Annotated in this window: 21 protein-coding genes and 1 riboswitch; of the genes, 8 read left to right on the top strand and 13 right to left on the bottom strand. The window is 73.1% G+C overall.

The window, feature by feature from the left end; all coding sequences use genetic code 11:
* Positions 1-10 precede the first annotated feature (10 nt).
* The 4 genes from pknB to thiO all read right to left on the bottom strand — a co-directional run bounded on the left by pknB (position 11) and on the right by thiO (position 4,359).
* The gene (gene pknB, locus SSP29_RS14910) at positions 11-1,969 is read right to left on the bottom strand and encodes a Stk1 family PASTA domain-containing Ser/Thr kinase (protein ID WP_089101109.1); all 1,959 of its coding nucleotides are present in this window, start codon (positions 1,967-1,969) and stop codon (positions 11-13) included.
* A 207-nt stretch (positions 1,970-2,176) separates the two neighbouring features.
* Complete coding sequence (locus tag SSP29_RS14905) at positions 2,177-2,971, bottom strand: thiazole synthase (protein ID WP_089101108.1); 795 nt, start codon at positions 2,969-2,971, stop codon at positions 2,177-2,179.
* Positions 2,972-2,974: 3 nt separating this feature from the next.
* Entirely contained in the window at positions 2,975-3,187 is a 213-nt protein-coding gene (gene thiS / locus SSP29_RS14900) for a sulfur carrier protein ThiS (RefSeq protein WP_089101620.1), read from the bottom strand.
* 11 nt (positions 3,188-3,198) lie between these two features.
* On the bottom strand, positions 3,199-4,359 hold the full coding sequence (gene thiO, locus SSP29_RS14895; RefSeq protein ID WP_089101107.1) for a glycine oxidase ThiO: 1,161 nt from the start codon (positions 4,357-4,359) through the stop codon (positions 3,199-3,201).
* A riboswitch (TPP riboswitch) is annotated at positions 4,357-4,468 on the bottom strand. Its footprint overlaps the gene before it by 3 nt.
* Before the next feature lie 129 nt (positions 4,469-4,597).
* Between thiO and SSP29_RS14890 the strand changes: the two genes are divergently transcribed.
* From SSP29_RS14890 to SSP29_RS14870, 5 genes are all read left to right on the top strand, one after another.
* Positions 4,598-5,836, top strand: a complete 1,239-nt coding sequence (locus tag SSP29_RS14890; protein WP_150134192.1) for an NAD(P)/FAD-dependent oxidoreductase — start codon at positions 4,598-4,600, stop codon at positions 5,834-5,836.
* A gap of 133 nt (positions 5,837-5,969) precedes the next feature.
* Positions 5,970-6,335, top strand: a complete 366-nt coding sequence (locus SSP29_RS14885) for an Rv2175c family DNA-binding protein (RefSeq protein ID WP_089101105.1) — start codon at positions 5,970-5,972, stop codon at positions 6,333-6,335.
* A gap of 31 nt (positions 6,336-6,366) precedes the next feature.
* Positions 6,367-7,014 carry a thiamine phosphate synthase gene (gene thiE, locus SSP29_RS14880; protein ID WP_089101104.1) on the top strand — a complete coding sequence of 216 codons (648 nt, stop codon included), beginning with the start codon at positions 6,367-6,369 and terminating at the stop codon, positions 7,012-7,014.
* Between the two features lie 139 nt (positions 7,015-7,153).
* Positions 7,154-8,077: a methylenetetrahydrofolate reductase [NAD(P)H] gene (gene metF / locus SSP29_RS14875; RefSeq protein WP_089101103.1), complete on the top strand. Its 924-nt coding sequence runs from the start codon at positions 7,154-7,156 to the stop codon at positions 8,075-8,077.
* Between the two features lie 56 nt (positions 8,078-8,133).
* Entirely contained in the window at positions 8,134-9,141 is a 1,008-nt protein-coding gene (locus SSP29_RS14870; protein ID WP_089101102.1) for an SCO2102 family sporulation regulator, read from the top strand.
* Positions 9,142-9,161: 20 nt separating this feature from the next.
* On the opposite strand, the gene SSP29_RS14865 is transcribed toward SSP29_RS14870, so the two are convergent.
* The 5 genes from SSP29_RS14865 to SSP29_RS14845 all read right to left on the bottom strand — a co-directional run bounded on the left by SSP29_RS14865 (position 9,162) and on the right by SSP29_RS14845 (position 15,267).
* Positions 9,162-10,634 (bottom strand): phytoene desaturase family protein, encoded by a 1,473-nt coding sequence (locus SSP29_RS14865; RefSeq protein ID WP_089101101.1) that lies wholly within the window; start codon positions 10,632-10,634, stop codon positions 9,162-9,164.
* Positions 10,635-10,681: 47 nt separating this feature from the next.
* Positions 10,682-11,296 (bottom strand): DUF4126 domain-containing protein, encoded by a 615-nt coding sequence (locus SSP29_RS14860; protein WP_089101100.1) that lies wholly within the window; start codon positions 11,294-11,296, stop codon positions 10,682-10,684.
* A 414-nt stretch (positions 11,297-11,710) separates the two neighbouring features.
* On the bottom strand, positions 11,711-12,337 hold the full coding sequence (locus SSP29_RS14855; RefSeq protein WP_089101099.1) for a TetR/AcrR family transcriptional regulator: 627 nt from the start codon (positions 12,335-12,337) through the stop codon (positions 11,711-11,713).
* A 61-nt stretch (positions 12,338-12,398) separates the two neighbouring features.
* Positions 12,399-14,483 carry a YhgE/Pip domain-containing protein gene (locus SSP29_RS14850; RefSeq protein ID WP_089101098.1) on the bottom strand — a complete coding sequence of 695 codons (2,085 nt, stop codon included), beginning with the start codon at positions 14,481-14,483 and terminating at the stop codon, positions 12,399-12,401.
* Positions 14,455-15,267 carry an ATP-binding cassette domain-containing protein gene (locus tag SSP29_RS14845; protein WP_089101097.1) on the bottom strand — a complete coding sequence of 271 codons (813 nt, stop codon included), beginning with the start codon at positions 15,265-15,267 and terminating at the stop codon, positions 14,455-14,457. The genes SSP29_RS14850 and SSP29_RS14845 overlap by 29 nt, the downstream gene beginning before the upstream one ends.
* 174 nt (positions 15,268-15,441) lie before the next feature.
* Between SSP29_RS14845 and SSP29_RS14840 the strand changes: the two genes are divergently transcribed.
* From SSP29_RS14840 to SSP29_RS14830, 3 genes are all read left to right on the top strand, one after another.
* Positions 15,442-16,005 carry an SAV_6107 family HEPN domain-containing protein gene (locus SSP29_RS14840; protein ID WP_089101096.1) on the top strand — a complete coding sequence of 188 codons (564 nt, stop codon included), beginning with the start codon at positions 15,442-15,444 and terminating at the stop codon, positions 16,003-16,005.
* Positions 16,006-16,188: 183 nt separating this feature from the next.
* A complete protein-coding gene (locus tag SSP29_RS14835) occupies positions 16,189-16,959 on the top strand; it encodes a class I SAM-dependent methyltransferase (RefSeq protein ID WP_089101095.1) in 771 nt (256 codons plus the stop codon).
* A gap of 277 nt (positions 16,960-17,236) precedes the next feature.
* The gene (locus SSP29_RS14830) at positions 17,237-17,623 is read left to right on the top strand and encodes an SCO2097 family morphological protein (RefSeq protein ID WP_089101094.1); all 387 of its coding nucleotides are present in this window, start codon (positions 17,237-17,239) and stop codon (positions 17,621-17,623) included.
* Positions 17,624-17,960: 337 nt separating this feature from the next.
* Here the strand turns inward: SSP29_RS14830 and SSP29_RS14825 are convergent, their stop codons facing one another.
* The 4 genes from SSP29_RS14825 to SSP29_RS14810 all read right to left on the bottom strand — a co-directional run bounded on the left by SSP29_RS14825 (position 17,961) and on the right by SSP29_RS14810 (position 23,673).
* Entirely contained in the window at positions 17,961-20,345 is a 2,385-nt protein-coding gene (locus SSP29_RS14825) for a transglutaminase TgpA family protein (RefSeq protein WP_089101093.1), read from the bottom strand.
* Positions 20,345-21,691, bottom strand: a complete 1,347-nt coding sequence (locus SSP29_RS14820) for a DUF58 domain-containing protein (protein WP_089101092.1) — start codon at positions 21,689-21,691, stop codon at positions 20,345-20,347. The genes SSP29_RS14825 and SSP29_RS14820 overlap by 1 nt, the downstream gene beginning before the upstream one ends.
* Complete coding sequence (locus SSP29_RS14815; protein WP_089101091.1) at positions 21,691-22,731, bottom strand: AAA family ATPase; 1,041 nt, start codon at positions 22,729-22,731, stop codon at positions 21,691-21,693. The genes SSP29_RS14820 and SSP29_RS14815 overlap by 1 nt, the downstream gene beginning before the upstream one ends.
* A gap of 393 nt (positions 22,732-23,124) precedes the next feature.
* Positions 23,125-23,673, bottom strand: coding sequence for a beta-class carbonic anhydrase (locus SSP29_RS14810; protein WP_089101090.1), 549 nt, complete (start codon positions 23,671-23,673; stop codon positions 23,125-23,127).
* Positions 23,674-23,993 lie beyond the last annotated feature (320 nt).

Here is a 23,993-nt window from a genome sequence, read left to right as displayed (position 1 = left end):
CCGCCCCCGGTCACCGGATGGTGATGGTGATCGTCGACCCCTTGGGCGCCTGTTCCCCGGCGTCCACCGACTGCTTCTTCACGGTGTCGCCGAACAGCCCGAGCAGCCCGCGGTTCTCCTTGACCTGGAAACCGGACTGCTCCAGCAGCTTGGTCGCGTCGTCCACGGTGGCCCCGACCACGTTCGGCACCTCGACCAGCTCCGGTCCCTTGGACAGCGTCAGCGTCACGGTGTCGCCCTCGGCGGCCTGCGCGTCGCCCGCCGGGGTCTGCTGGGCGACCTGCCCCTGGTCGTACTCGGAGTTGATCTCGGTCGCGGACACCGTCACCTTCAGCCCGGCCTCCTGGAGCTCCTGCCGGGCCTCGTCCAGGTCGTCGCCGGTGACGTCCGGGACGTCGACGGGGGCACCCTTGCTGACGACGAGCGCGATCGCGGTCCCCGCGTGCCGCTCGGTCCCGGCCCCCGGGTCGGACGAGATGACCGACCCCTTGGGCACGTCCTCACTGAACTCCCGGGTCACCATGCCCGGTGCGAGCCCGTCCGCGGTGAGCAGCGACCTGGCCCTGGCCAGCGTCCGCCCCTGCACATCCGGCACGCTCACCGTCTCGGGGCCGTCCGAGACGGTGAGCGTCACCGAGTCGTTGCTGCGGATGCGCTTGCCGGCCGCCGGGTCGGTGCTGATCACCGTGCCCCGCTTCACCGTGTCGCTGTAGGCGTGCTCGACCGACCCGACGTCGAGCCCGGCCTCCTTGAGCCGCGCGGTGGCCTGGGCCTCGGTCTTCGACAGCAGCGGCGGGACCTTGGTGAACTGCCCGGAGTTGATGTACCAGACACCGGCGCCCGCGCCGAAGACGATCAGTACGGCGACCACCAGCGTCAGCAGCCCGCGCCGGGACCGGCGGCCCCCGCGCCGCCGGTCGGATGGGGGTGCCCCCGCGCGAGCGAAGCCGAGCGTGGGGGACGGCGGCGCCTCGAACCTGCTGGTCCGCAGCACCCCCTCGTCCTCCTCGTTGACGGGCAGCGGCCGGGGCACGGTCAGGGACCGGGGTATGACACTGGTCCGGTCCTCGCCGATGTCGTGCGCGTCCGCCAGCGCCTGCGGCGGCACGGCGTCCAGCTGCTCGGCGCCGAGCACGCTCCGGGCCTGCCGCAGCAGGGCGAGCAGCGCGACGGCGTCGTACGGCCGGACCTCGGGATCGCGGGCGGTCCCGCGGGCGACCAGCTCGTCCAGCTCGTAGGCGAGTCCCGGCACGACGGCGGAGGGTGCCGGCACGTCCTCGTGCAGGTGCTTGTAGAGGATCACCGCGGGTGAATCCGAGTCGTGCGGCTTCTGCCCGGTGAGCATCTCGTACAGCACGACACCGCACGCGTAGACGTCGACGCGCGGATCGGCGGCCCCGTTCTCGACCTGCTCGGGCGCGAGGTACGACACGGTGCCGAGCACGGCGCCGGTCGTACTGGTGACGGAGTCCACGGACCGCACCAGCCCGAAGTCCGCGACCTTGACCCGCCCGTCGTCCCCTATCAACACGTTCTCGGGCTTCATGTCCCGGTGCACGAACCCGGCGCGGTGCGCGGCGCCCAGCGCGGCCAGCACCGGCTCCAGGATGTCCAGCGCGGCCCGCGGCTGCAGCGCGCCGCGCTCGCGCAGCACGTCACGCAGGGTGCAGCCGGCGACGTACTCCATGGCCAGATACACGTACGACCGGTCGGCCCCCTGGTCGTAGACCTGGACGACGTTCGGGTGGGCCAACCGGGCGACCGACTTGGCCTCCCGGATGAACCTCTCCACGAAGGACCCGTCGGCGGCGAGCGCCGGGTGCATCACCTTCAGCGCGAGCACGCGGTCCAGCCGGATGTCCAGGGCCCGGTAGACCGTGGCCATCCCGCCGACGGCGATCCGCGCGTCGACGCGATACCGGCCGTCGAGCACCTGCCCGACGAGGGGGTCCTGAAGGGTCGTATCCACCCAGCGAGTGTACGAGCACCGGCTGACACCCCCACAGGTGAGACCGCTTTCCCCGGGGGACTGCAGCGCACCTGTGACGCTTCGCACCTGGCTGAAATACGCCCCGCCCGACAAGCCGCGGCCGCCGACGGCGGTCAGCCCCCGCAGGAGAGTCCGGCCTTCCAGCGAACAGTTTCGGGTGGTGCACGGGTGGGAGACGAGGCAGGACTAGAACGCCGGGCGCTCCGGATCGAGGCGAGCCACGCCCTCCGTCGGAGACGACGCCTCGGCGAGGTACCGACGGGGAATCCGCCCCGCCAGCCGGGCCAGCCGCCCCGCCTCCACCCCGGCCCGCATGGCGCAAGCCATCCGCTCGGGATCCTGCGCCCGCGTCACCGCCGACGCCAGCATCACCCCCGCACACCCCAGCTCCATCGCCAGCGCCACGTCCGACGCCGTACCGGCTCCCGCGTCCAGAATCACCGGCACGCGCGCGTGCTCGACGATCAGCTGGAAGTTGTGCGGGTTGCGGATCCCGAGCCCGGACCCGATCGGCGACCCCAGCGGCATCACCGCGGCGCACCCCACGTCCTCCAGCTTCCGGGCCAGCACGGGATCGTCGTTCGTGTACGGCAGCACCGTGAACCCGTCGTCCACCAGCGTCTCCGCCGCGTCAAGGAGCTCGATCGGGTCGGGGAGCAAGGTCCGCTCGTCGGCGATGACCTCCAGCTTGACCAGCGAGGTCCCCAGCGCCTCCCGTGCCAGCCGGGCCGTCAGTACGGCCTCCCCGGCGGTGTAGCACCCTGCGGTGTTCGGCAGCACCCGGATCCCGAGCCGGTCGAGGACCGACAGCACGGATCCCCGTACCCCCGGGTCCACCCGCCGCATCGCGACCGTGGTCAGCTCGGTCCCGGACGCGACGAGCGCCCGCTCCAGCACCTCCAGGCTGGGCGCACCCCCGGTCCCCATGATCAGCCGGGAGGAGAAAGTCGTACCCCCGAGCACGAACGGGTCGTCGGCCATGGCTCAGCCTCCCTGCACGGCGGTCAGGACTTCCACCCGGTCGCCTTCGGCGAGCCCGGTCGACGCCCACTGCCCGCGCGGTACGACGGTCTCGTTGACGGCCGCGGCCACCCCGGAGGGCGCGGCGGTGAGGGACCGTACGAGCGTGTCGAGAGCGGTGCCCGGGGCGATCTCCCGGCGCTCCCCGTTGACGGAGATGGTGACGGGGGCGTTCATGACGGGCATGTTCATGCGGTCTGCTCCACGAGTACGTCGCCGAATCGCCTCGGCGTGAACGGACGGGCCTCCTCCGGCAGCTCGCCGCCGGCCAGCAGCTCCGCCATCACGTCTCCCGTGACCGGCGTGAGCAGCACCCCGTTGCGGTAGTGCCCGGTGGCCAGCAGCAGCCCGTCGAGGCGGGTCGGCCCGAGCAGCGGCGCGTTGTCGGGGGAGCCGGGGCGCAGTCCGGCCCGAGTCTCGGTCAGGGGCAGTTCGGTGATCCCGGGCACCAGCTCGTGCGCGTCGCGCAGCAGCTCGTACACGCCGCCCGCCGTGACCGTCGTGTCCCAGCCGAGCTCCTCGCTGGTCGCGCCGACGACCAGTTCGCCGTTCTCCCGGGGCACCAGGTAGACGTTCCCGCCGCGCACCACGGCCCGTACGGTCCGGCTGAGGAACGGCGCGTACCGCGCGGGCACGGTCAGCCGCAGCACCTGCCCCTTCACCGGCCGCACCGGCGGCAGCACGTCGTCCGGCACGCCCGCCAGCCGCCCGCTCAGGCTCCCGCCGGCGAGCACCACCTGCCCGGCGCCCCACGTGTCACCCGCGCGGGTGACGACACCGGTGGCCCGCCCCCGTACCACCTCCAGCCGCTCGGCCCAGTCGCGGTGGAAGACCACCCCGGCCCGCTCGCACGCGGCCACCAGCGCGGCCGCCAGCCGGCGGGGGTCGATCTGGTGGTCGCCGTCGACCCGCAGCCCGCCGCGCACCCCCGGCGCGAGCATCGGCTCCAGGCGCCGGCACTCCCGCCCGGACAGCCACTCGGACTCCAGGCCCGACTGCTGCTGGAGCGCGTGCAGCTCGCGCAGATGGGCGCGGTCGTCGGCGTCCAGCGCGACCGCGAGGGTGCCGCAGCGCCGGTAGCCGAGGTCGTGGCCGGTGAGCTCGGTCAGCTCTGCGGCGAAGGCGGGATAGCGGGCGGCGGAGGCCAGGTTGAGCCCCAGCAGGGTCTGCTCGCCGTAGTGCAGTTCGGTGACCGCGGCCAGCATCCCGGCCGCGACCTGCGCGGCCCCGCCGCCGGGCGCGGGGTCCACCACAGCGGTGGCGAGCCCGCGCTGCGCGGCGCGCCAGGCCGTGACCAGGCCGATGATTCCGCCCCCGATGACGAGGACGTCGGACGTACGTGAGGACATGGGCGTCCAGCCCCTCCCTTCGCCGGCATGACCCGGATCAGGTTCGTACGGTCGGAGGCCGCCAGCCTCCCTCTCAGCCCGGTGCGTCCGGGCTCCCGCGTGTGCTTCCCCGCCACCCTAGCCCGCGGAGCTCCGCCCTTGTAAGACGGCCTCGGACGGCGCTGTGGAACAGGTCACTCGCCACGCCCCCTGACTGACTCTTTGTCAGTTGTCTATCGTTCTTGTCTATGGTGATCAGGTGAGCGAGCAGACGCAGCGACGGAGCACGTCACAGACACGGCGCGTGGTGGTCGTGGGCGCGGGCATGGCCGGGGTGCAGACCGCCGTCGCCCTGCGCGAGCGCGGGTTCACCGGCACCGTCACGCTGATCGGCGCCGAGCCGCACCAGCCGTACGACCGGCCGCCGCTGTCCAAGGCCGTGCTGCTCGGCAAGTCGGAGGGCTCCGCCTTCGAGGTCGACTTCGATGCGCTCGGCATCGAGCTGGCACTCGGCCGCGACGCGCTGGGCGTGCGCACCGCCGACCACGAGCTGGACACCGAGACCGGACCGGTGGCGTACGACGTCCTGGTCCTCGCCACCGGCGCCGAGCCGATCACGCTGCCCGGCACCGAGGGCGTGCCCGGCGTCCACCTGCTGCGCACCCTGGACGACGCCGAGCGGCTGCGGCCCGTGCTCGCCCGGCAGCACGACATCGTGGTAGTCGGCGCGGGCTGGATCGGCGCCGAGTTCGCCACCGCGGCCCGCGAGGCCGGCTGCGCCGTGACGGTCGTGGAGGCCGCCGACCGGCCGCTCGCGGGAGCGCTCCCGGCCGAGGTCGCCGCGCCGATGACCGCCTGGTATGCGGACAGCGGCACCGAACTGCGCACCCACGCGCGCGTGGCCGGCGTCGAGCCCGGCGCGGTGGTGCTCGACGACGGCTCGCGGCTGCCCGCGGGCGCCGTAGTGGTCGGCATCGGAGCCCGCCCCGCCACCGCCTGGCTGGCCGGCTCCGGCATCGAGCTGGGCACCCACGGCGACGTGCTGGCCGACGACCGTCTGCACACCAGCGTCCCGGACGTCTACGCGGTCGGCGACTGCGCCTCCTTCCCGTCCGGCCGCTACGGCGAGCGCCTGCTGGTCCACCACTGGGACAACGCCCTCCAGGGCCCGCGCACGGTCGCCGCCAACATCCTCGGCGAGTCCGACGCGGTCTACGACCCGGTGCCGTACTTCTGGTCGGAGCAGTTCGGCCGCTTCGTCCAGTACGCCGGCCACCACGCCGCCGCCGACCACCTGGTCTGGCGCGGCGACCCGACGGGCCCGTCCTGGAGCGTCTGCTGGCTCCGCGAGACCCGCCTGGTCGCCCTACTGGCGGTAGGCCGCCCCCGAGATCTGGCCCAGGGCCGCCGCCTGATCGAAGCAGACACCCGAATGGACGCCGAGGCCCTCTCCGACCCGGCCCGCCCTTTGAAGAACGCGACTGCAGCGCCCCGATAGGGGCGCGGGGCTGTATTGATATGCGGCTCCGCCGCGTGGGCGCGGCCAGCCCCCACGGCGCCGCACCCGACCACCGACACATACCCGGCACCACCCATCGCGGCCCACCCGGCGGAACGCCTACCCTTGTCCCGTGACCGAGATTGACACGAACATCGATGCTCTCGTCCCCGCCTGGCTCACCCTCCCCGACATCGCAGAGATGATGGACGTCGAGGTGACGCGCGTGCGGCAGCTGGTCAAGGAGGGCCAGCTCATCGCCGTCCGCCGTGGTGAGAACAAGGCACTGCACGTCCCCGCCGCCTTCGTCGACGGGGACAAGGTCGTCAAGGGCCTGACCGGCACCTTGACGCTCCTGCGGGACGACGGCTTCACGGACGAAGAGATGCTGGAGTGGCTCTTCACTCCCGACGAGACCCTGCCCGGCACCCCCGCGCAGGCGCTCAGCGAGAATCGTGGCACGGAGGTGAAGCGCCGCGCCCAGGCGCTCGCCGTCTGAGCAACCAGTACCGAATCGACGGGGGACACCGATGACCGACACCGCCCGCGCCCAGCTGGCCGACGCCCGGCTCTACCTGTGCACGGACGCCCGTAAGGAGCAGGGCGACCTCGCCGAGTTCCTGGACGCGGTCCTGGCGGGCGGTGTCGACATCGTGCAGCTGCGCGACAAGGGCGTGGAGGCCGCCGAGGAGCTGGAGCACCTCGCCGTGTTCGCCGACGCCTGCGCCCGGCACGGCAAGCTGCTCGCGGTCAACGACCGCGCGGACGTGGCCCACGCGGCCGGCGCCGACGTGCTCCACCTCGGCCAGGGCGACCTGCCGGTCCCGGCCGCCCGCGCGATCCTCGGCCCGGACGTCCTGATCGGCCGCTCCACGCACGCCGAGTCCGAGGCCGCCGCGGCCGCCGTGCAGGACGGCGTGGACTACTTCTGCACCGGCCCCTGCTGGCCCACCCCCACCAAGCCCGGCCGCCCCGCCCCCGGCCTCGGCCTGGTGCGGTACACCGCCGCGCTGGGCACCGACCGCCCCTGGTTCGCCATCGGCGGCATCGACCTCGGCAACCTCGACCAGGTGCTGGACGCGGGTGCCCGCCGGGTGGTCGTGGTCCGCGCGCTCACCGCGGCCGACGACCCGGGCGCGGCGGCGGCCGAGTTCGCCAAGCGGCTGCGGTCGGCGTAGGCGTAGGCGTACTCCGGTTCGGCCGTCCGGCCGTCCTGCTGTCCGGAAACTTGTCCAGTATCCGGACACGAGCTCGACAATTCGGGCAAATATCACGAGTTCGGTTGGGTGGCCGTCCGCCCCTGGCTAACCTGCGGGTATGGCCCTAGGAACCGCATCGACCAGGACTGACCGCGCACGCACCGTGCGCGACATGCTCGCCACCGGCAAGGCCACGTACTCGTTCGAGTTCTCGGCGCCGAAGACCCCCAAGGGTGAGCGGAACCTGTGGAGCGCGCTCCGCAGGGTCGAGGCGGTTGCCCCCGACTTCGTCTCCGTGACCTACGGCGCCGGCGGTTCGACCCGCGCGGGCACGGTCAGGGAGACCCAGCAGATCGTCGCCGACACCACGCTCACCCCGGTCGCCCACCTCACCGCGGTCGACCACTCGCTGGCCGAGCTGCGCAACATCATCGGCCAGTACGCGGACGCCGGGATCCGCAACATGCTCGCGGTGCGCGGCGACCCGCCCGGCGACCCGATGGGGGAGTGGGTGGCGCACCCGCAGGGTCTGACCTACGCGGCCGAACTCGTGCGGCTCATCAAGGAGTCGGGCGACTTCTGCGTGGGCGTCGCTGCCTTCCCGGAGATGCACCCGCGCTCCAGCGACTGGGACACCGACGTCCGGCACTTCGTCGACAAGTGCCGCGCGGGCGCCGACTACGCCATCACGCAGATGTTCTTCCAGGACGAGTCGTACCTTCGCCTTCGTGACCGGGTCGTCGCGGCCGGCTGCGAGACACCGGTGATTCCGGAAATCCTGCCAGTCACCAGTGTGAAGATGCTGGAACGGCTGCCCAAACTCAGCAACGCAGCCTTCCCGGACGCCCTGAAAGAGCGGATCCTCACAGCGAAAGACGATCCGGCGGCGGTACGCTCCATTGGCATCGAGTACGCCACGGAGTTCTGCGCCCGGCTGCTGGCCGAGGGAGTGCCAGGACTGCACTTCATCACGCTCAACAACTCCACGGCGACGCTGGAAATCTACGAGAACCTGGGCCTGCACCATCCCCCGCGGGCCTAGACCGGCCGCACCGGAGTAGGACACACTGCGTAGCGGTCACAGGAGGAGGGGCGTACATGGGCTGGACGGTCCTCTACGTAGCGTTCGGCATCGTCGCGCTGTGGTTGCTCGGCGAGGTGCTGCTGCAGTACAAGGCGCGGCTGCGCTGGCGGCTGCTCGCCTTCGTCGGCTTCGTCGGTGTCGTCTTCGGTGTCCTGATCCCGTCGGTCGTCGTGATCGGCGTGGGCGCGATCGCCTTCGCGGTCGGCCAGACCTACGTCACGCTGTCGTTCCGCCGCGGCTTCGAGGCCGGCTGGGCGGTCAAGCGCCCCGGCACGGACGGTGACGGCGGCCTGACCAAGCGCCGCCGCGGCGAACCGGACGAGGACCCGGGCCTGGAGGCCACCGACCCGGACGCGGCCGACGCCGCCTACGCCGAGCAGCAGGGCGCCTACGCCACGGGCAGCATGCCGGCCTACGGCGGCGGTGACGAGTACGACCGTGACGACGTCTTCACCCCGGCGGCCCGCACCATGGAGCCCGGCGCGGCCGAGTCCACCACGGTCTACGAGCCGCAGCCGATGCCCGAGGACACCGGCTCCTACGGCGTCTACCGCGACTCCGGCTACGCGGCCGCCGGCGACCAGCAGGCCGCCTACGCGACCGCCGGCCAGGACCAGGCGTACGCCGCCCAGGGCACCGACCAGAACTACGCCTACGACTACTCCGGTTACGGCCAGCAGCAGTACGGCTACGACACGGGCGCCCAGCAGCAGTACGCCAACTACTCCGACCCGTACATCGGCAACAACCAGAACTACGGCGCCGGGTACGACCAGTCGTCGTACGGCACCCAGCAGTACGACCAGCAGGGGTACGCCCAGGGCCAGTACGGCACCGGCGGCTACGGCGAGACCCCGGCGGGCGGTGTCTGGGTCCCGCAGCAGCGCGCCGACGAGACCTACGGCGGCGAACTCCCGCAGGAGCAGCAGTACCCCTACCAGGGCCAGGGCGGCGACGGGCAGGGGCAGCAGCAGGGCCAGCAGGGCAACAACGGGTACGACGAGCAGCAGTACCGTTTCTGAAGCGTTCCCGAAGGCCCGGCTCACTGCGAGCCGCGGAACTCCGGTCCCTCCACGATCAGCCCCGCCACCAGTGCCCCCGACATGCCCGCGTGCGGAAGCCCGCCACCGGGGTGCGACCAGCCTCCGGCGGTGAACAGGCCCGGCAGAGCGCCGGTGTTGGCCGGGTACAGCAGGGCTCCGGCGGCGGCCGCGAGCGCCGGGGGCGGCACCGCCCCGCTGGCCGAGCCGGTCTCCGCGGCGATGTCGGCCGGGGTGCGCACCTCCTGCCAGAGCAGCCGGTCCCGCAGCCCGGGGACGGCCCGCTCGGCCACGGTGATCATGTCCTCGGCCCCGCCGGGGCCGCCGCTCCCGGCGGGCACCGTCGAGACCAGCGCGACCGCCTCGTGACCCGCGTCCGGGACCAGCGCCGGGTCGTCGGGCCGCAGCACCGTGACAGTCCCCGGCGCGGCCGGGGCGGAGCCGAACAGCCCCTCCAACTCGGCGGCACGGTCCGCCGCGTGCACGACGGTCCGGTGCACGGCCCCCTCGGGCCGCCCGCCCCGCAGCGCCAGCAGTACCGTCAGCCGGCTCGGCAGGCACCGCCGGGGCGCGGGCCCGCCGCCGGCCCGTGCCGCGGGGTGGCTCAGCGCTTCCGGTGCCACCCCCGCCACCACGAAGTCGGCCTCGGCCACGCTCCCGTCGGCGAGCTCCACCCCCGCCGCCCGGCCGTCCTTCTCCAGGACCCCGGTGACCTCGGCGCCGAAGACGAACCCGACCCGCCGCTGCACGCACCGCTCGTACAGCGCGCGCGCCAACTCCCGCATGCCACCGCGCACGTACCAGGTGCCGAAGGCGTGCTCCAGGTACGGCAGCACGGCCGCGCTCGCCGGAGCGGTGCGCGGGTCGAGGCCGTACGCGAGCGCGTGGCTCTCCAGGACGGCGGCGAGGCGCTCGTCGCGCAGCTCCCAGGCGCCGATCTCGGTGACCGTGGCCGCCCGACGGGTGCGCAGCAGCTTCTTGTGCGGCACCGACGGGTACGGCTCGCGCTCGGCCAGCACCTGCCAGTTCGGCCACAGCGGTTCCTCCAGGAGCGGGCGCCTGGTGCGGTCCCAGGCCTCCCTGGCCCGCACCAGGAAGTCGCCCCAGCGCTGCCCGGCGCCCGCCCCGAGCGCCTCGTCGAGGGCGGTGACGACGCCCGCGCGGGACGCGTTCGGCAGGGACACCTGGGTGCCGTCGGCGAAGACGTGCCGGGCCGACGGGTCCACCTGGACCAGCTCGACGCAGTCCTCCAGCGGCTCCTTGCCGGTCTTGACGAACAGGTCGCGGTACACGGCGGGCAGCGGCAGCAGCCCCGGTCCGGTGTCGAAGGCGAACCCGTCGCGCTCGAACCGGCGCACCCCGCCGCCGTACGTGTCCGTCCGCTCGTACACCGTCACCCGGTGGCCCGCGACGGCCAGCCGGGCGGCCGCCGCCATGGCGCCCATCCCGGCGCCGATCACCGCAATCCGTCCCATGCCCGCGACTTTATCGACCGCCACTGACACTCCGGTCCGGCGGGCCGTCAGCCGGGAGGCCGTCCCACCTGCGCCGCGAGCCGCCGTTCCTCACGGCGCTGGGCGCGGCGGCGCCAGAAGCGCCGGATCCGGGAGATCAGGAACACCAGCACGATCAGGCCGGTGGCCAGCAGCACACCCGCGATGATCGCCGCCGGCAGCGGATGGAACATCGCGAACGTCACGATGCCGGCGACCCCGAGATCCTCCGCCAGGCTCACCACGATGTTGCTGAACGGCTCGGGGGAGGTGTTGATCGCCATCCGGGTACCGGCCTTCACGGTGTGGCTGGCGAGGGCCGTGGAACCGCCGACCAGCCCGGCCGTCACGTCCGAGAGCGAGCCGCTGTGCCCGGCGAGCAGCGCCCCGACCCAGGCGCCCGCCACCGGCCGGATCACCGTGTGCACGGAGTCCCACACCGAGTCGACGTACGGGATCTTGTCGGCGACCGCCTCGCACAGGAACAGCACGCCCGCGACGATCAGCACCTCGGGGCGCTGCAGCGTCTCGGGGACGTCGTCGCTCAGGCCCGTCGCGCCGAAGAGACCGAGCAGCAGCACCACCGCATAGGCGTTGATTCCGCTGGCCCAGCCGCTGGTGAAGACCAAGGGGAGTACCGACACGGACGCGATCGTAACCAGTCGGCGGCCGCGCGTCCTGGGCCTGCGTGCGCACACCTGAGTACGCGTACCTAGGGAGCGAGTTGAGTACGCGCGCGGATGGGCCGCGACCTGCGTGAACGAGAGAGTGGAGACACGGAAAGGGGCGCGAGGTCCGGTACCGCCGACACGGGGCGGCGGAACGGCGCCGGCGCCCTCGACCGCTCCTTCCGCCGATTCGCGTCGGCGGAAGCGAGACACGGGGGAGAGGGGACCCGGGAGAACAGCGGGAAACCGGGGGAACACGGGGGAGTACGGAAGGCGCCGGTCCGACGGCGGCCCGCGGGGGACGCGGCCACCGCGGACCGGCGCTTTCGTCTGGCCACGCGCGCGTGCGGCTTTCCCGCGGCCACGCGCGCGTGCCGGTCCCGGAAGGGCTCAGCCCTTCCCGCTCACCCGCCCCTGCAGCAGCCGGGACAGTGCCGCGTGGACGTCGTCCAGGGAGCGCTCCGGCTGGAAGGACTTCCAGTCCAGCGCCGCCACCAGCACCATCCCGACCAGCGCGGCCGCCGTCAGCTGGACGTCGATCTCGTCGCTGAACTCGCCGCCTTCCACGCCCTCGCGCAGCACGCCCTCGACGACCGCGACGGCCTGCTGCCGGACCACCATCAGCGTCGACTGCCAGGCCCGGTTGGTGCGCCACAGCTCCGCCACGTAGAGCTGTGTGAAGGCCGGGTAGCGGTCGATGAAGACGAGACCCGCGCGGACCATCGCGTCCAGGGCGTCGACCCGGCTGCCGCCCTCGCGCGCGGTCTGCTCGGCGGCGTCCCGCAGGGACGCGGTGAGCAGACCCACGCCGTGCCGCAGCAACTCCTCGAAGAGGACCGACTTGCTCGCGAAGTTGTAATAGACCGTGCCCTTCGCGACGCCGGCCCGCTCGGCGATCTCGTCCACCGTGGTGGCCGAGAAGCCCTGCTCGGCGATGAGCGTGACGGCGGCCTCGTAGAGCTTCTGCCGGGTGGCCTCACGGCGTGTGCTGCCGCCCGTGGTGCTGCTGCTTTCCATGCTCCCGATTCTCACAGGAACAGCGGCCTCCGCGGGCACGGAAGAGGAGGTCATCGAGGCCTCACAGGCTCAGCTCGGGATGCAGGCGGTCCAGCGTCCACACCTGGCGGCGCCGGGCGGACAACGCGGTGAGCGCCAGGGCACCCGCCGTGAACGCCACCAGGACGGCGCAGGCCTGCCACACCGGCCCCAGCCCGCCGCCCGTGATCAGCCGCCGCAGCGCCGCCACGACATAGCTCATCGGCAGGAACGGGTGGATCGCGTCGAAGAAGCCCGGGCTGGTCTGGACGGGATACGTGCCGCCCGCCGACGTCAGCTGGAGCATCAGCAGGGCGAGGACCAGGATCCGTCCCGCCGCCCCGAAGCGCGCGTTCAGCCACTGCACGATCGCCGCGAAGCAGGCCGCCACCAGGAACAGGAACCCGACCGTCCCGGTCGCGCGGACCATCTGGAGCCCGATCGCCCAGTGCAGGACGGCCATCAGGGCGGCCGTCTGCAGCACGCCGATCGCGACCACGGGCAGCCAGCCCGCCAGCGCGATCCGCCAGGCCGCCGAACCGGCCGCCAGGGCACGCCGGTTGAGCGGCTGGATCAGCATGTAGGCCACCATCGCGCCGACCCACAGGGAGAGCGGGATGAAGTACGGGGCGAACCCGGTACCGTAGTTGGGCGCCTTGTGCAGGTCCTGCGAGGCGAGCTGGACCGGGTCGGACATGACCCCGGTGCGCCGGTCGCGGTCCTGTGTGTCGTAGTCGGGGATCTTCGCCGCGCCGTCGTGCAGGCCGCCGGCCAGCGTGCTGGAGCCGTCGGCGAGCTTGTACATCCCGCCGCTGAGGTCGTAGGCGCCGGTCTTCAGCTTGCCGATGCCGCTGTCGAGGCCGGTGGCGCCGGTGGTGGCCGTGCCGAGCCCGGTGTGCAGCCTCGCGGCGCCCGCGGCCACCCGGGCCGCGCCGCCGTTCAGCTTGTCGATCTTCTTGACGGCGTCGGCGACGTCCTCGGACAGGTGCGGGGCGCGGTCGGCGAGGGCCTGCGCCTGGGTCTGGAGCGTGCCGAGGTGCGCGTCGAGCGTCCTCAGGTCGCCGTTCTGGCCGGCGATCAGCGTGTCGAGGTCGTCGGCGACGGCGGCCACGTCGTCGGCCGCGTCCCGGGCCTTCTTCAGATCGGGGCAGACCGGGTCGGTGAGCAGCTCCGCCGAACAGCGCGCCGCGTAGACCTCGTCCAGCGTGCCGGCGGCCGCGTGGGCGGTCTTCGCGGCCGCCGGAGCGGTCTTCACCAGGACGCCGAGGTTGTCCCGGACGGTCCGCGCCGAGTCGGCGACCAGCTGCGCCGTGTCACCGATGGTCTTCTCGTTCTTCGCCAGGTACGGGCCGACCTTGCCGTAGACCCCGTCGACCTGGTCCGCCAGGACCTGGGTGCCGTCCGCGACCTGCTGCGAGCCGTCCGCCAGCGTCGCCGCGCCCGCATCCAGCTTCCTGATCCCCTTGGCGAGCTTCCCGCTGCCGGTCTTGGCGTCCTTCAGGCCGTCCGCGAGGTCCTTGGACCCCTTCTGGGCCTTCCCGATGCCACCGGTGAGCGTGTCGGCACCCTCGGCGGCCTTCACCGTCTGCCCGTGGATGTCGGCGAACGAGATGAAGATCCGGTCCAGGAAGGACCGGGACGCCTTGGTGGACGCGGCCGAGCGCACCTCGTTGAAGACCGTGCGGGAGATCTGCCCGACGATGTAGTTGTTCGCGTCGTTCGTGCGCACCTGGAGCGCGCCGGTCTCCGGGGAGTCGCCCGCGCTGGAGGCGATGCGCGCGCTGAGGTCGGCGGGCATGGTCAGCGACAGGTAGTACGTGCCGTCCTCGACGCCCCGGCGCGCCTCGGCGGCGCTCACCTCGTGCCAGTCGAAGGTCCTGCTGTCCTTGAGCCCGGCCACGATGTCGTCGCCCGCGGTGAGCCTCCTGCCGCTCGCCGTCGCTCCCTTGTCGTCGTTCACGAGCGCCACGGGGACGTGGTCGAGGCGGCCGTACGGATCCCAGAACGACCACAGGTACAGCGCGCCGTACAGCAGCGGCAGCACCAGCAGGGCCACCAGGGCGGCGCGTGGCAGCCTGCCCCGTCCAAAGCGCCTGAGCTCAAGCGCGGCCAGTCGCGGCGAGCGCATCGCCGGCCTCCTCTCCCGACTCTTCCGACTCTTCCGACTCTTCCGGCTCTTCCGGCTCTTCCGGCTCTTCCGGCTCTTGCGAAGTCTCCGTTGCCCCGGTGCTCCCGGTGTGCACGACGACGGCCCCGGTCAGGGCCTCTCCGCACACCGCCACCACCGTCGTCCCGGACGCGGCGATCGACGCCAACAGCGCCTGCACGTCCGTCCGTTCGGCCTGCGACAGCTTCAGGTCCGCGTCGTCCACGGCGAGCAGCCGGGGCTTCCCGACCATGGCCAGCGCCACGGACAGCCGCAGCGCCTCGATCCGCTCCAGGTCCCGTACGGCGGTACGGGCGCCCTTGGGCAGCGACTCCAGGTCGAGCCCGGCGGCGGCCAGGGCGTCGTCGACGCGCCGCTGTGCCCGTGCCCTGCGGTCCGCGCGGGGCCGCAGCAGCGCGCGCAGCGAGTCGCCGAACCGGCGTTGCAGCAGGGCCCGTTCGCGCAGGTGCTCGGCGACGGTCAGGGCGGGTTCGAGGTCGGTGACCCCGGCCACGTTGGCCACCGCGCTGAACCGCCGTACGGCCGCGAGCTGCCCCGGCAGCCGGGCCCCGCCGACGGTCGCGGTGCCCTCGGTGGTCTTCATCCGGCCGGTGAGCGCGAGCAGCAGACAGGTGCGCCCGGAGCCGGACGGCCCTTCCACCGCGATCAGCGCGCCGGGCCCGGCGTCCAGGGAGATCCCCTGGAACGCCCAGCCGCGCGGCCCCTTGAGCCCGAGGCCCTCGGCCGTGACAGGTACGCCGTGCACAGGTTCCCCCCTGTGGCGTTGTTTTTGAACTGACTGGTCAGTGCAAAAAGTAGCCCGAACTTGCGATCGAAGCAAAAGCCCAGGTCAGAACGGATTGTCAGTGCCATACCTCACGATGGGCACATACGGCACCCCGTGTGAGGGAGCCGTCACTCAGACGACAGGAGGTTCGTCATGGCCAACTCCTCAGCGGCCGCCGCCCACCGGCGCCGCGCCACCGGCCCTGCCCCCTCACTGACCGGCCCGGCGAGCGATGTGCACCCCGTACTCCGCCGGGCCACGGCCCCGCCCGCCGCCCTCGACCTGCTCACCCAGGCCCGCGTCACCCTCGACGAGGCCGAACTGCTCAACACCCCCAACGAGCGCTATGCGACCGCCCACCTGGCCGCCCTGCGCACCGCGGCCGCCGTGCTCGCCGCCCGCGCCCGCCCCGAGACCTCGCCCCGGCGCCGGGCCCGGATCCGCAGCGCCTGGGAGGTGCTCCCCGAGGTGGCGCCCGAGCTCACCGAGTGGAGCGCCCTCTTCGCCTCCGGCGCCGGCCGCCGGGCCCGCGCCGAGGCCGGCATCCAGGGCGCGGCCGGTCGCCGGGACGCCGACGACCTGATACGCGACGTGGCGATGTTCCTCCGCATCGTCGAGCGGATGCTCGTCCTCCAGCCGGTGCTGCCGCAGGCGCGACGGGAGGACGGGGAGCGGCCGGCCGGCGCCCCGGGAAGGGAGCTGCCCGACGCGGGATGACCGGGCGGGAGCCGCCGACGCGAGTTGACCGGGCGGGACGGCGGAGGCAATAGGGGGCGGGGCGGCGGAGGCAATAGGGTGGAGAGCGCCTGAAGCCTTCCCTCCTCCCGCACCCCGGGCCGGGGAGGCACCGAGTTCGCGCCGCCGGGCAACAGGCGGTGCCGCGCCGAGGAGTCAACTGCCGTGCCGGACCCCACTCGACCCCGCGCCTCTCTCCGTACCGCCGTGGTCTGGGAGGTCCTCCAGGAGGCCCTCGACCGCCGGGTCAAGGCCACCGGCCGGGACGCGCTGGACGTCCTGGACACCGGTGGCGGCAGCGGCAACTTCGCCGTCCCCCTGGCCCGTCTCGGCCACCGCGTCACCGTCGTCGACCCCAGCCCGAACGCGTTGTTCGCGCTGGAGCGCCGCGCCGCCGAGGCCGGCGTGGCCGACCGGGTCAAGGGCGTCCAGGGCGACGTCCTCGGCCTGTTCGACGTGGTCGAGCGCGGCGGCCACGACGTGGTGCTGTGCCACGGCGTCCTGGAGTACGTCGACGACCCGGCCGAGGGCGTGCGCAACACGGTGGCAGCGCTGCGCTCCGAGGGCGTCCTCAGCCTGCTTGCCGCCGGGGTCGGCGGGGCCGTGGTCGCCCGCGCCCTCGCCGGTCACTTCAAGGAGGCCAAGCAGGCCCTGGAGGACCCCGACGGCCGCTGGGGCAGCGGCGACCCGATGCCCCGCCGCTTCTCCGCGGACCAGCTCACCGCCCTGGTCGAGGGCGCGGGCCTGGCCGTCGCCGCCGTGCACGGTGTGCGGGTCTTCGCCGACCTGGTCCCCGGAGTCCTGGTGGACACCGAGCCCGGCGCCCTCGACGCCCTGCTCAGGCTGGAGGCCGCCGCGGCCGAACTCCCGGCCTTCCACGCCGTCGCCACCCAGCTGCATGTGCTCGGCGAGACACCGGGTGCCGCCGGGGTCTGAGAGTCTCCTGAGACGAGCCCGCTGATCAGGGGCTCGGCAGCGGATGGAGTACGCCACAGGCCCCCCGATCGAGGGGTTTGCGCCGTATGATCGAGGGAGATCGCCCGGCATGACGGGTCGGCTGCTGGGGAATGGAAGTCTCAGCGAGCCAGAACCGTCATGGCGGTTTCCGGTTGGCCAATTGGCCTAGAGGGGCGGGTTTCACGGGGGCGATTCCCTGCCTATCCTGAAGGGACCCCCCGGGTCGCCCCGGCGACTGCACGATGAGGAGGACGCCGTGCCGCTCTCGGAGCACGAGCAGCGAATGCTTGAGCAGATGGAGCGAGCGCTGTACGCCGAAGACCCCAAGTTCGCGACAGCGCTTGAGGGCAACGGGCTGCGGACGTTCACCCGGCGACGGGTCTACCAGGCGGTCGCAGGCTTCCTCGTGGGTATCGCGCTCCTCATCGCCGGAATGGTCACGCTGCAGATCTGGGTCAGCGTGGTGGGCTTCCTCGTCATGCTGGGCTGCGCGGTCCTCGCCGTCACCGGCTGGCGCAAGGCCCCCAAGCCCGGCGAGCAGCCCGCAGGCCCGCAGGCCCGCCGCCAGGGTCGGCCGAAGCGTTCCATGATGGACCGTATCGAGGAGCGCTGGCAGCGCCGGCGTGACGAACAGGGCCACTGACGGCTTCGCCGGAGAGGCCGACAGGCCGAACAGAACGTGACTGAGGGGTGACCGTCACTGGATGGTCACCCCTCAGGCGTTGCCGGGCGCTGCGCGGTCGGCCGGAGCCGTGACCTTGCTGCGGGCCGTGCGTCACTGCGGGTGCGTGGGGGCTGGTCGCGCAGTTCCCCGCGCCCCTTACGGGGCGCTTCGCCCGCCGCTTCTTCTCAGCCGCGGGCAGTCGTGCCTCCCCCAGTGCCTTAAGGGCCTGGGAGGTGCCCCCAGGGCGGCACGGGTGGGCGCGGGCGGCACCCTGCAAGCGCCGGTAAGCGACCCCACCCCCCCCGCGCCGCCCCAGTCAGCCCTCCTGCTCCGACGGCTTCCGCAGGGTCGGCCGGGCCGCCGCCACCCGCTCCCGCAGCCGGGCCCGCCCCGCCGACGCCGCCCACACCACGCGCACGGCCGACCGCGGAGCGAACAGCGCCCGCAGCCGCGAGGGGACACCGACCGTGCCGTTGAACGCGGCCGTCACCCTGCGGACGTCGTCCCCGAGGCCGGCCGTCGGCTGCGGCCGTGGCGCGTACAGCACCTGTTCGACCGCGTCCGCCACCCGGTGCACCGAGGCCCCGGCGACCGGATCCAGACCGCCGAGCCGGACGATCCGGGTGGCCGCGTTGCGCGGGGTCTGCGAGTCGTCCGGCAGGATGCCGAAGTCCCAGGCGGTGTCCGTCAGTTCCAGCCAGACCGCCAGCGTGTGCGCCGCCACGCCGGCGGGCGTGCGGTCGTGGGCCCCGAGCCTGCGGGCACGAACCTGCTGCCGGTACAGCATCGGCGACAGCGGCAACGCCACCACGACGAGCCCGCCGAGCGCCCACAGGGCCAGCTGCCACCACGGCGGCCCGCCGTCGCCGCTCTGCACCGCGGCCGCCGCGGACGGGCTGGCGCAGGCGTCCTGCCTGCGCAGCTGCGCCGGGCAGCTCTCGCTCTGCGAGGCCGAGGCCGACGGCGCCGTCGAGGCGCCCTTGGAGGGCAGGGTCTCGTCCGGCACGGAGGAGCCGGGCGTGTCCGACACCGTGTACGAGGGCGTCGTGCCCCGGGTCGGGGTCGGCTCGAAGCGGGTCCAGCCCACGCCCTCGAAGTACAGCTCCGGCCAGGCGTGCGCGTCCTTCAGGCCCACCGACACGGTGCCGTCGGCCTGCGGGGTGCCCGGTGCGAAGCCCACCGCGACCCGGGCCGGGATGCCCAGCGTCCGGGCCATCGCGGCCATCGCGAAGGAGAAGTGCACGCAGAAACCGCGCTTCTGCTTCAGGAAGTTCGCGATCGCGCCCTCGCCCCGGCCGACCTCCACCTGGGTGTCGTACTGGAAGCCGCCCGTCACCGCGAAGTAGTCCTGGAGCTTGACCGCCTCCTCGTAGTGGTTCGCCGAGCCGGCGGTGACCTCCTTCGCCGTCTGCGCCACCACCGACGGCAGCGAGGAGGGCACCTTGGTGTAGTCCTTCTTCATGGCCGCCGTCGGCTCCGGCGCCGCGGCCAGCTGCTCCGCCGTCGGCTGCACGTCCAGGCTGGTGACCTGGTAGGTCTCACCGCGCGTGTTCTGCCCGTGGTCGCCGACCAGGGTCATCCCGACGGGCTCGTAGCGCCAGGTGCCGGCCACCTTCACCCCGCTCGGCGGGTACGGCATCGGCAGCCAGTCCTGGGCGTACCAGTCGGCGGCCGAGATCGTCGACTTCACCGTCGTCCGCCGGACGTCGCCGCTCAGTCCGGCCGGGGTCGGGAACGTGTTCGGCACGGCGGTGATGTGCCGCTGGGCCGGCTTCCAGGTGGTGCCGTCGAAGTCGTCCAGGGAGACGATCCGCAGATACAGGTCCGAGACGTCGTCGCTGCTGGTCCGCACGGACAGCACCTGGCGGTCCTCGTCCACGTTGAGGCTGTCCCGCAGCGACACCAGCGGGTTGACCGCGGAGATCGTGCCGCCGTTCCCGTTGCCCACGCCGACACCGGCCCCGGCGCCGTCCAGCAGGCCGCCCTGGATCGAGGGCATCGCCAACGGCACGAACAGCGCGACGCTCAGTACGGCGAAGCCGATCCGGCGCCCGGTGCGCACCGGGGCCACCGCGCCGCTCTCCTGGGCGCCCGGGGTGCGCGCGGCCCCGCCGAACACCCGGCCCCACTGCGACAGCCGGTCCCGGCCCTCGGCGAGCAGCAGCATCAGATAGCCGGCCGCCGCCACCAGGAACCACAGCCAGTCGCTCGGCCCGTCGGACAGGCCCGCCGCCACCGAGTACAGCGCGAGCAGCGGCAGCCCGGCCGGGGCCGCGCTGCGGAAGGTCACCGCGAGGGTGTCCACGACCAGCCCGACGACCAGCACCCCGCCGACGACCATCAGCCGGATGCCGGGCGTCAGCGGCGCGGGTATCGCATACCGGCTGACGTCGTCCGAGCCCTGCTGGAGCAGGTCGCCGAAGTACCGGAAGGTGTCCGGGCCGGGGACCACCCCGGCGATCGCGTGGCTCCGGGCGAAGACCACGGTCAGCATCAGCAGCGTGACCAGGGCCTGCGCGGCCACGGTCAGCGGCCGGGCCAGCGGCACCCGCCGGGCGGCCGCGCCCGCGCCCGTCTGGACCGCCACCAGGAACGCCGCCTGGAACAGCCAGGTACTCGGGGAGACCAGCGGCAGCAGGGCACAGGACGCCATCAGCGTCGCCGCCGCCGCGGCGAGGGCGAGCCGGGCCCGTCCGCTCATCACCGGGCCTCCCCGCTCAGCGCGGCCAGTCCGGTGCGCTCCCGGTCGGCCTGCCGCCACAGCTCGGTCAGCGCGGCGGCACGCGGCACGCTCACGGCCGTCCAGCCGGCCTCGCGCAGCATCCGCAGCCGCTCCTCGTGCCCGTTGCCGGGGGCGGGCACGTCGCTCGGCTCCCGGACCCAGGTGTCCGGGTCCAGCACGAAGGCGACGGCGCCGCCGCTGCGCTGGCGCATCTTCGCGGCCACCGTCGCCTGCTCCTCGTCGAGGTCGCCCAGGAAGGCCACCAGCAGCCCCTCGTTCCCGCCGCGCAGTACGGCGTAGGCCCGGGACAGGCCCGTGCCGTCCGAGTGGTCGATCACGGCCAGGGTGTCCATCATCAGCCCGGCCGCCTCCGCCGACTCGTGGCCGGAGCCCGCGAAGCCGTCGGCGCCCTCGCCCGGCACCGAGCTTCCGGTGTCCGTCAACAGCCGGACCGAGAAGCCGCGTTCGAGCATGTGGACCAGGACCGAGGCGGCACCGGACACCGCCCACTCGAACGCCGAGTCGGGGCCCGCTCCCTCGTAGGCGCCGCCCCGGGTGTCAAGGAGGACCGTGCAGCGGGCGCGCTGCGGCTGCTCCTCGCGGCGCACCATCAGCTCGCCGTAGCGGGCGGTGGAGCGCCAGTGCACCCGGCGCAGGTCGTCGCCGTAGCGGTAGCCGCGCGGGATCACGTCGTCCTCGCCGGCCAGGGCCAGTGAGCGCTGCCGCCCGTCGCCGTACCCCTTCGCCTCGCCGCTGAGCCGGATCGGCGGCAGCGGCTCCACCTTCGGGATGACGGTGAGGGTGTCGAACGTCGAGAAGGAACGGGTCAGTTCGCACATGCCGAACGGGTCGGTCAGGCGCAGCTGGAGCGGGCCCAGCGGATAGCGGCCGCGCAGGTCCGAGCGGACCCGGTAGGACACCTCGCGGCGGCCGCCCGGCTCCACCCGGTCCAGGACGAACCGCGGGCGCGGCCCGAGGACGTAGGGCACCCGGTCCTGGAGCATCAGCAGACCGGTGGGCAGCCGCGAGACGTTGTCCATCCGCAGATGGACCCGGGCCTCGCTGCCGGCCGGCACCCGCGCGGGGGAGAGCCGTCGGCTGCCGGCCACCCGGTAGCGGGTGCGGTAGAGCACGGCGGCGCAGATCAGCGGCAGCACGGCGAGCAGCAGCCCGACCCGGCGCAGATCGCTCTGGCCGAGTATGTACGCGCAGATCACCGCCGCGATGCCGGCCGCGAGGAAGGAGCGGCCGCGGGTGGTCAGCCCGGCCAGGGCCGTGCGGATCCCGCCCGTCTCCTCCCCGTCGGCCTCCGCCGGGGCGCCCATCAAAGACTCCGCGGGGGCTGCTGGGGATAGGCCGGCACACCCCGGCCCAGACCGCCGAAGCCGGCCTGCTGCTGGGTGGCCGCGGGCACCGGGGTCGACTGCAGGATCTCCTGGACGACCTGCTCCGCGGTGCGCCGGTTGAGCTGGGCCTGGGCGGTGGGCAGCAGCCGGTGGGCCAGCACCGCGACGGCGAGCGCCTGCACGTCGTCCGGCAGCGCGTACTCCCGGCCGCTCAGGGCCGCGGACGCCTTCGCCGCGCGCAGCAGGTGCAGCGTGGCGCGCGGGGAGGCGCCGAGTCTGAGGTCGGGGTGGGTGCGGGTGGCGGCGACCAGGTTCACCGCGTACCGCCGGACCGGCTCGGCGACGTGGACCCCGCGCACGGCCTCGATCAGCTTCACGACGTCATGGGCGTGCGCCACTGGCTGGAGGTCCTCCAGGGGGCTCACCCCGCCGTGGATGTCGAGCATCTGCAACTCGGCCTCCACGCTGGGGTAGCCGACCGAGACGCGGGCCATGAAGCGGTCGCGCTGGGCCTCGGGCAGCGGGTAGGTGCCCTCCATCTCGACCGGGTTCTGGGTGGCCACCACCATGAACGGGCTGGGCAGTTCATAGGTCTGCCCGTCGATGGTGACCTGGCGCTCCTCCATCGACTCCAGCAGCGCGGACTGGGTCTTCGGCGAGGCGCGGTTGATCTCGTCGCCGATCACGATCTGGGCGAAGATGGCTCCCGGTTTGAACTCGAAGTCCCGGCGCTGCTGGTCCCAGATGGACACGCCGGTGATGTCCGACGGCAGCAGGTCGGGCGTGAACTGGATACGCCGCACCGTGCAGTCGATGGACCGTGCCAAAGCCTTCGCCAGCATCGTCTTGCCCACGCCCGGGACGTCCTCGATCAGAAGATGTCCCTCGGCGAGCAGCACGGTCAGCGAAAGCCGTACGACCTCGGGCTTGCCCTCGATCACTCCCTCCACCGAACTGCGGACCCGCTCCACAGTGGCGGTCAGATCAGTGAGGCTCGCTCGATCGTCATAGGTCGTCACCCGGCCCTCCTCGGCCCGTTATTGCTCGGCCGGTGCGTCGTCTCGCACAACCGGCCCACCCCGAATCACGGACACCACGCGTGAATGGTTCCGCGCGACGTCTCACACCGCATTCTTGCTGCCGTTACCGATTCGTGTCACTCGCCTGTGGACAACTGCCCGCACTATGTCGGTCTTACGGGCTTTCGACCGCCTATTCGACAGCGGGCCGACAGCTTACGGCGGGCGTGTTCCGGGGCGCGCGGTCTGCTCCACGGGCCGGGCGACCGGATCGGCGCGCTGCGACACGGTCCGCCGGACGCACGGCGAGGCGTCCGGGCCGGGGGGCGGCGGCCGGTGCGCCCGGCTGCCTGCGGTGTCGGTTCCGAGGCGGGCAGCCGGGCCGGGAGCCGGTCAGGCCGGGTCGACCTCGCGCAGGAGGCCGGTGCGGACGTCGAAGACGAAGCCGCGTACGTCGTCGGCGTGCAGCAGGAACGGCGAGGTGCGCACCCGCTGCATGGACTGCCGCACGTCCTGGTCGACGTCCCGGAAGGACTCCACCGCCCAGGCCGGGCGCTGGCCGACCTCCATCTCCAGCTCGGTGCGGAAGTCCTCCGTGAGGGCCTCCAGACCGCAGCCGGTGTGGTGGATCAGCACGATGCTGCGGGTGCCGAGCTTGCGCTGGCTGATGGTGAGCGAGCGGATCACGTCGTCGGTGACCACACCGCCGGCGTTGCGGATGGTGTGGCAGTCGCCGAGCTCCAGGCCGAGCGCGGCGTGCAGGTCGAGGCGGGCGTCCATGCAGGCCACCACGGCCACGTGCAGTACGGGCCGGGCGTCCATGCCGGGGTCGGTGAAGGCACCCGCGTAGGTCCGGTTGGCGTCGACCAGGCGATCCGTCACAGTGCCGCCGGCGGTTATGGCGCCTTCGGATCCAGTGGGAGCTGCTGCGGAAGTCGTCATAGTCATGACGGTACTGGTCACCCCTGGTCACGGCCTGCTGTGAGAGGGGACAAAGAACGTCATCGTGGCTTGTTGTGAGCTAACCCACACGGAGGGCAAACCGGGGCCGCCCGGGTGATTCCCGATGAATCACACCCCGGCCGGGACGCCGTACGCGCCGCGCAGGCCGGTTGATTGACCGCGCGACACGGTGGACTAAAGTGACGCGAAGCGGGAGGCGAGGCTCTCCCCGCTGGTGAAATCCCCTGGAGACCCCGGCACGGCGCCCGGGCCGTCTCCCCACGTGCGCGGCGCGCGTACCGAGCGGGCGGGGACCCGGC

Origin of the sequence: Streptomyces hyaluromycini (assembly GCF_002217755.1) — a bacterium.
Lineage (GTDB): Bacteria > Actinomycetota > Actinomycetes > Streptomycetales > Streptomycetaceae > Streptomyces > Streptomyces hyaluromycini.
Note: the sequence above shows the minus strand (reverse complement) of the source record. Positions and strands in the feature narration are given on the sequence as shown.

What these genes read in the sequence shown, in the direction of transcription:
- SSP29_RS14865 (WP_089101101.1), bottom strand. Translation starts at nt 10,634, where the DNA reads ATGGGACGGATTGCGGTGATCGGCGCCGGGATGGGCGCCATGGCGGCG.
- SSP29_RS14855 (WP_089101099.1), bottom strand. Translation starts at nt 12,337, where the DNA reads ATGGAAAGCAGCAGCACCACGGGCGGCAGCACACGCCGTGAGGCCACC.
- thiE (WP_089101104.1), top strand. Translation starts at nt 6,367, where the DNA reads ATGACCGACACCGCCCGCGCCCAGCTGGCCGACGCCCGGCTCTACCTG.
- thiO (WP_089101107.1), bottom strand. Translation starts at nt 4,359, where the DNA reads ATGTCCTCACGTACGTCCGACGTCCTCGTCATCGGGGGCGGAATCATC.
- metF (WP_089101103.1), top strand. Translation starts at nt 7,154, where the DNA reads ATGGCCCTAGGAACCGCATCGACCAGGACTGACCGCGCACGCACCGTG.
- SSP29_RS14850 (WP_089101098.1), bottom strand. Translation starts at nt 14,483, where the DNA reads ATGCGCTCGCCGCGACTGGCCGCGCTTGAGCTCAGGCGCTTTGGACGG.
- SSP29_RS14905 (WP_089101108.1), bottom strand. Translation starts at nt 2,971, where the DNA reads ATGGCCGACGACCCGTTCGTGCTCGGGGGTACGACTTTCTCCTCCCGG.
- SSP29_RS14825 (WP_089101093.1), bottom strand. Translation starts at nt 20,345, where the DNA reads ATGAGCGGACGGGCCCGGCTCGCCCTCGCCGCGGCGGCGGCGACGCTG.
- SSP29_RS14810 (WP_089101090.1), bottom strand. Translation starts at nt 23,673, where the DNA reads ATGACGACTTCCGCAGCAGCTCCCACTGGATCCGAAGGCGCCATAACC.
- SSP29_RS14820 (WP_089101092.1), bottom strand. Translation starts at nt 21,691, where the DNA reads ATGGGCGCCCCGGCGGAGGCCGACGGGGAGGAGACGGGCGGGATCCGC.
- SSP29_RS14870 (WP_089101102.1), top strand. Translation starts at nt 8,134, where the DNA reads ATGGGCTGGACGGTCCTCTACGTAGCGTTCGGCATCGTCGCGCTGTGG.
- SSP29_RS14840 (WP_089101096.1), top strand. Translation starts at nt 15,442, where the DNA reads ATGGCCAACTCCTCAGCGGCCGCCGCCCACCGGCGCCGCGCCACCGGC.
- thiS (WP_089101620.1), bottom strand. Translation starts at nt 3,187, where the DNA reads ATGAACGCCCCCGTCACCATCTCCGTCAACGGGGAGCGCCGGGAGATC.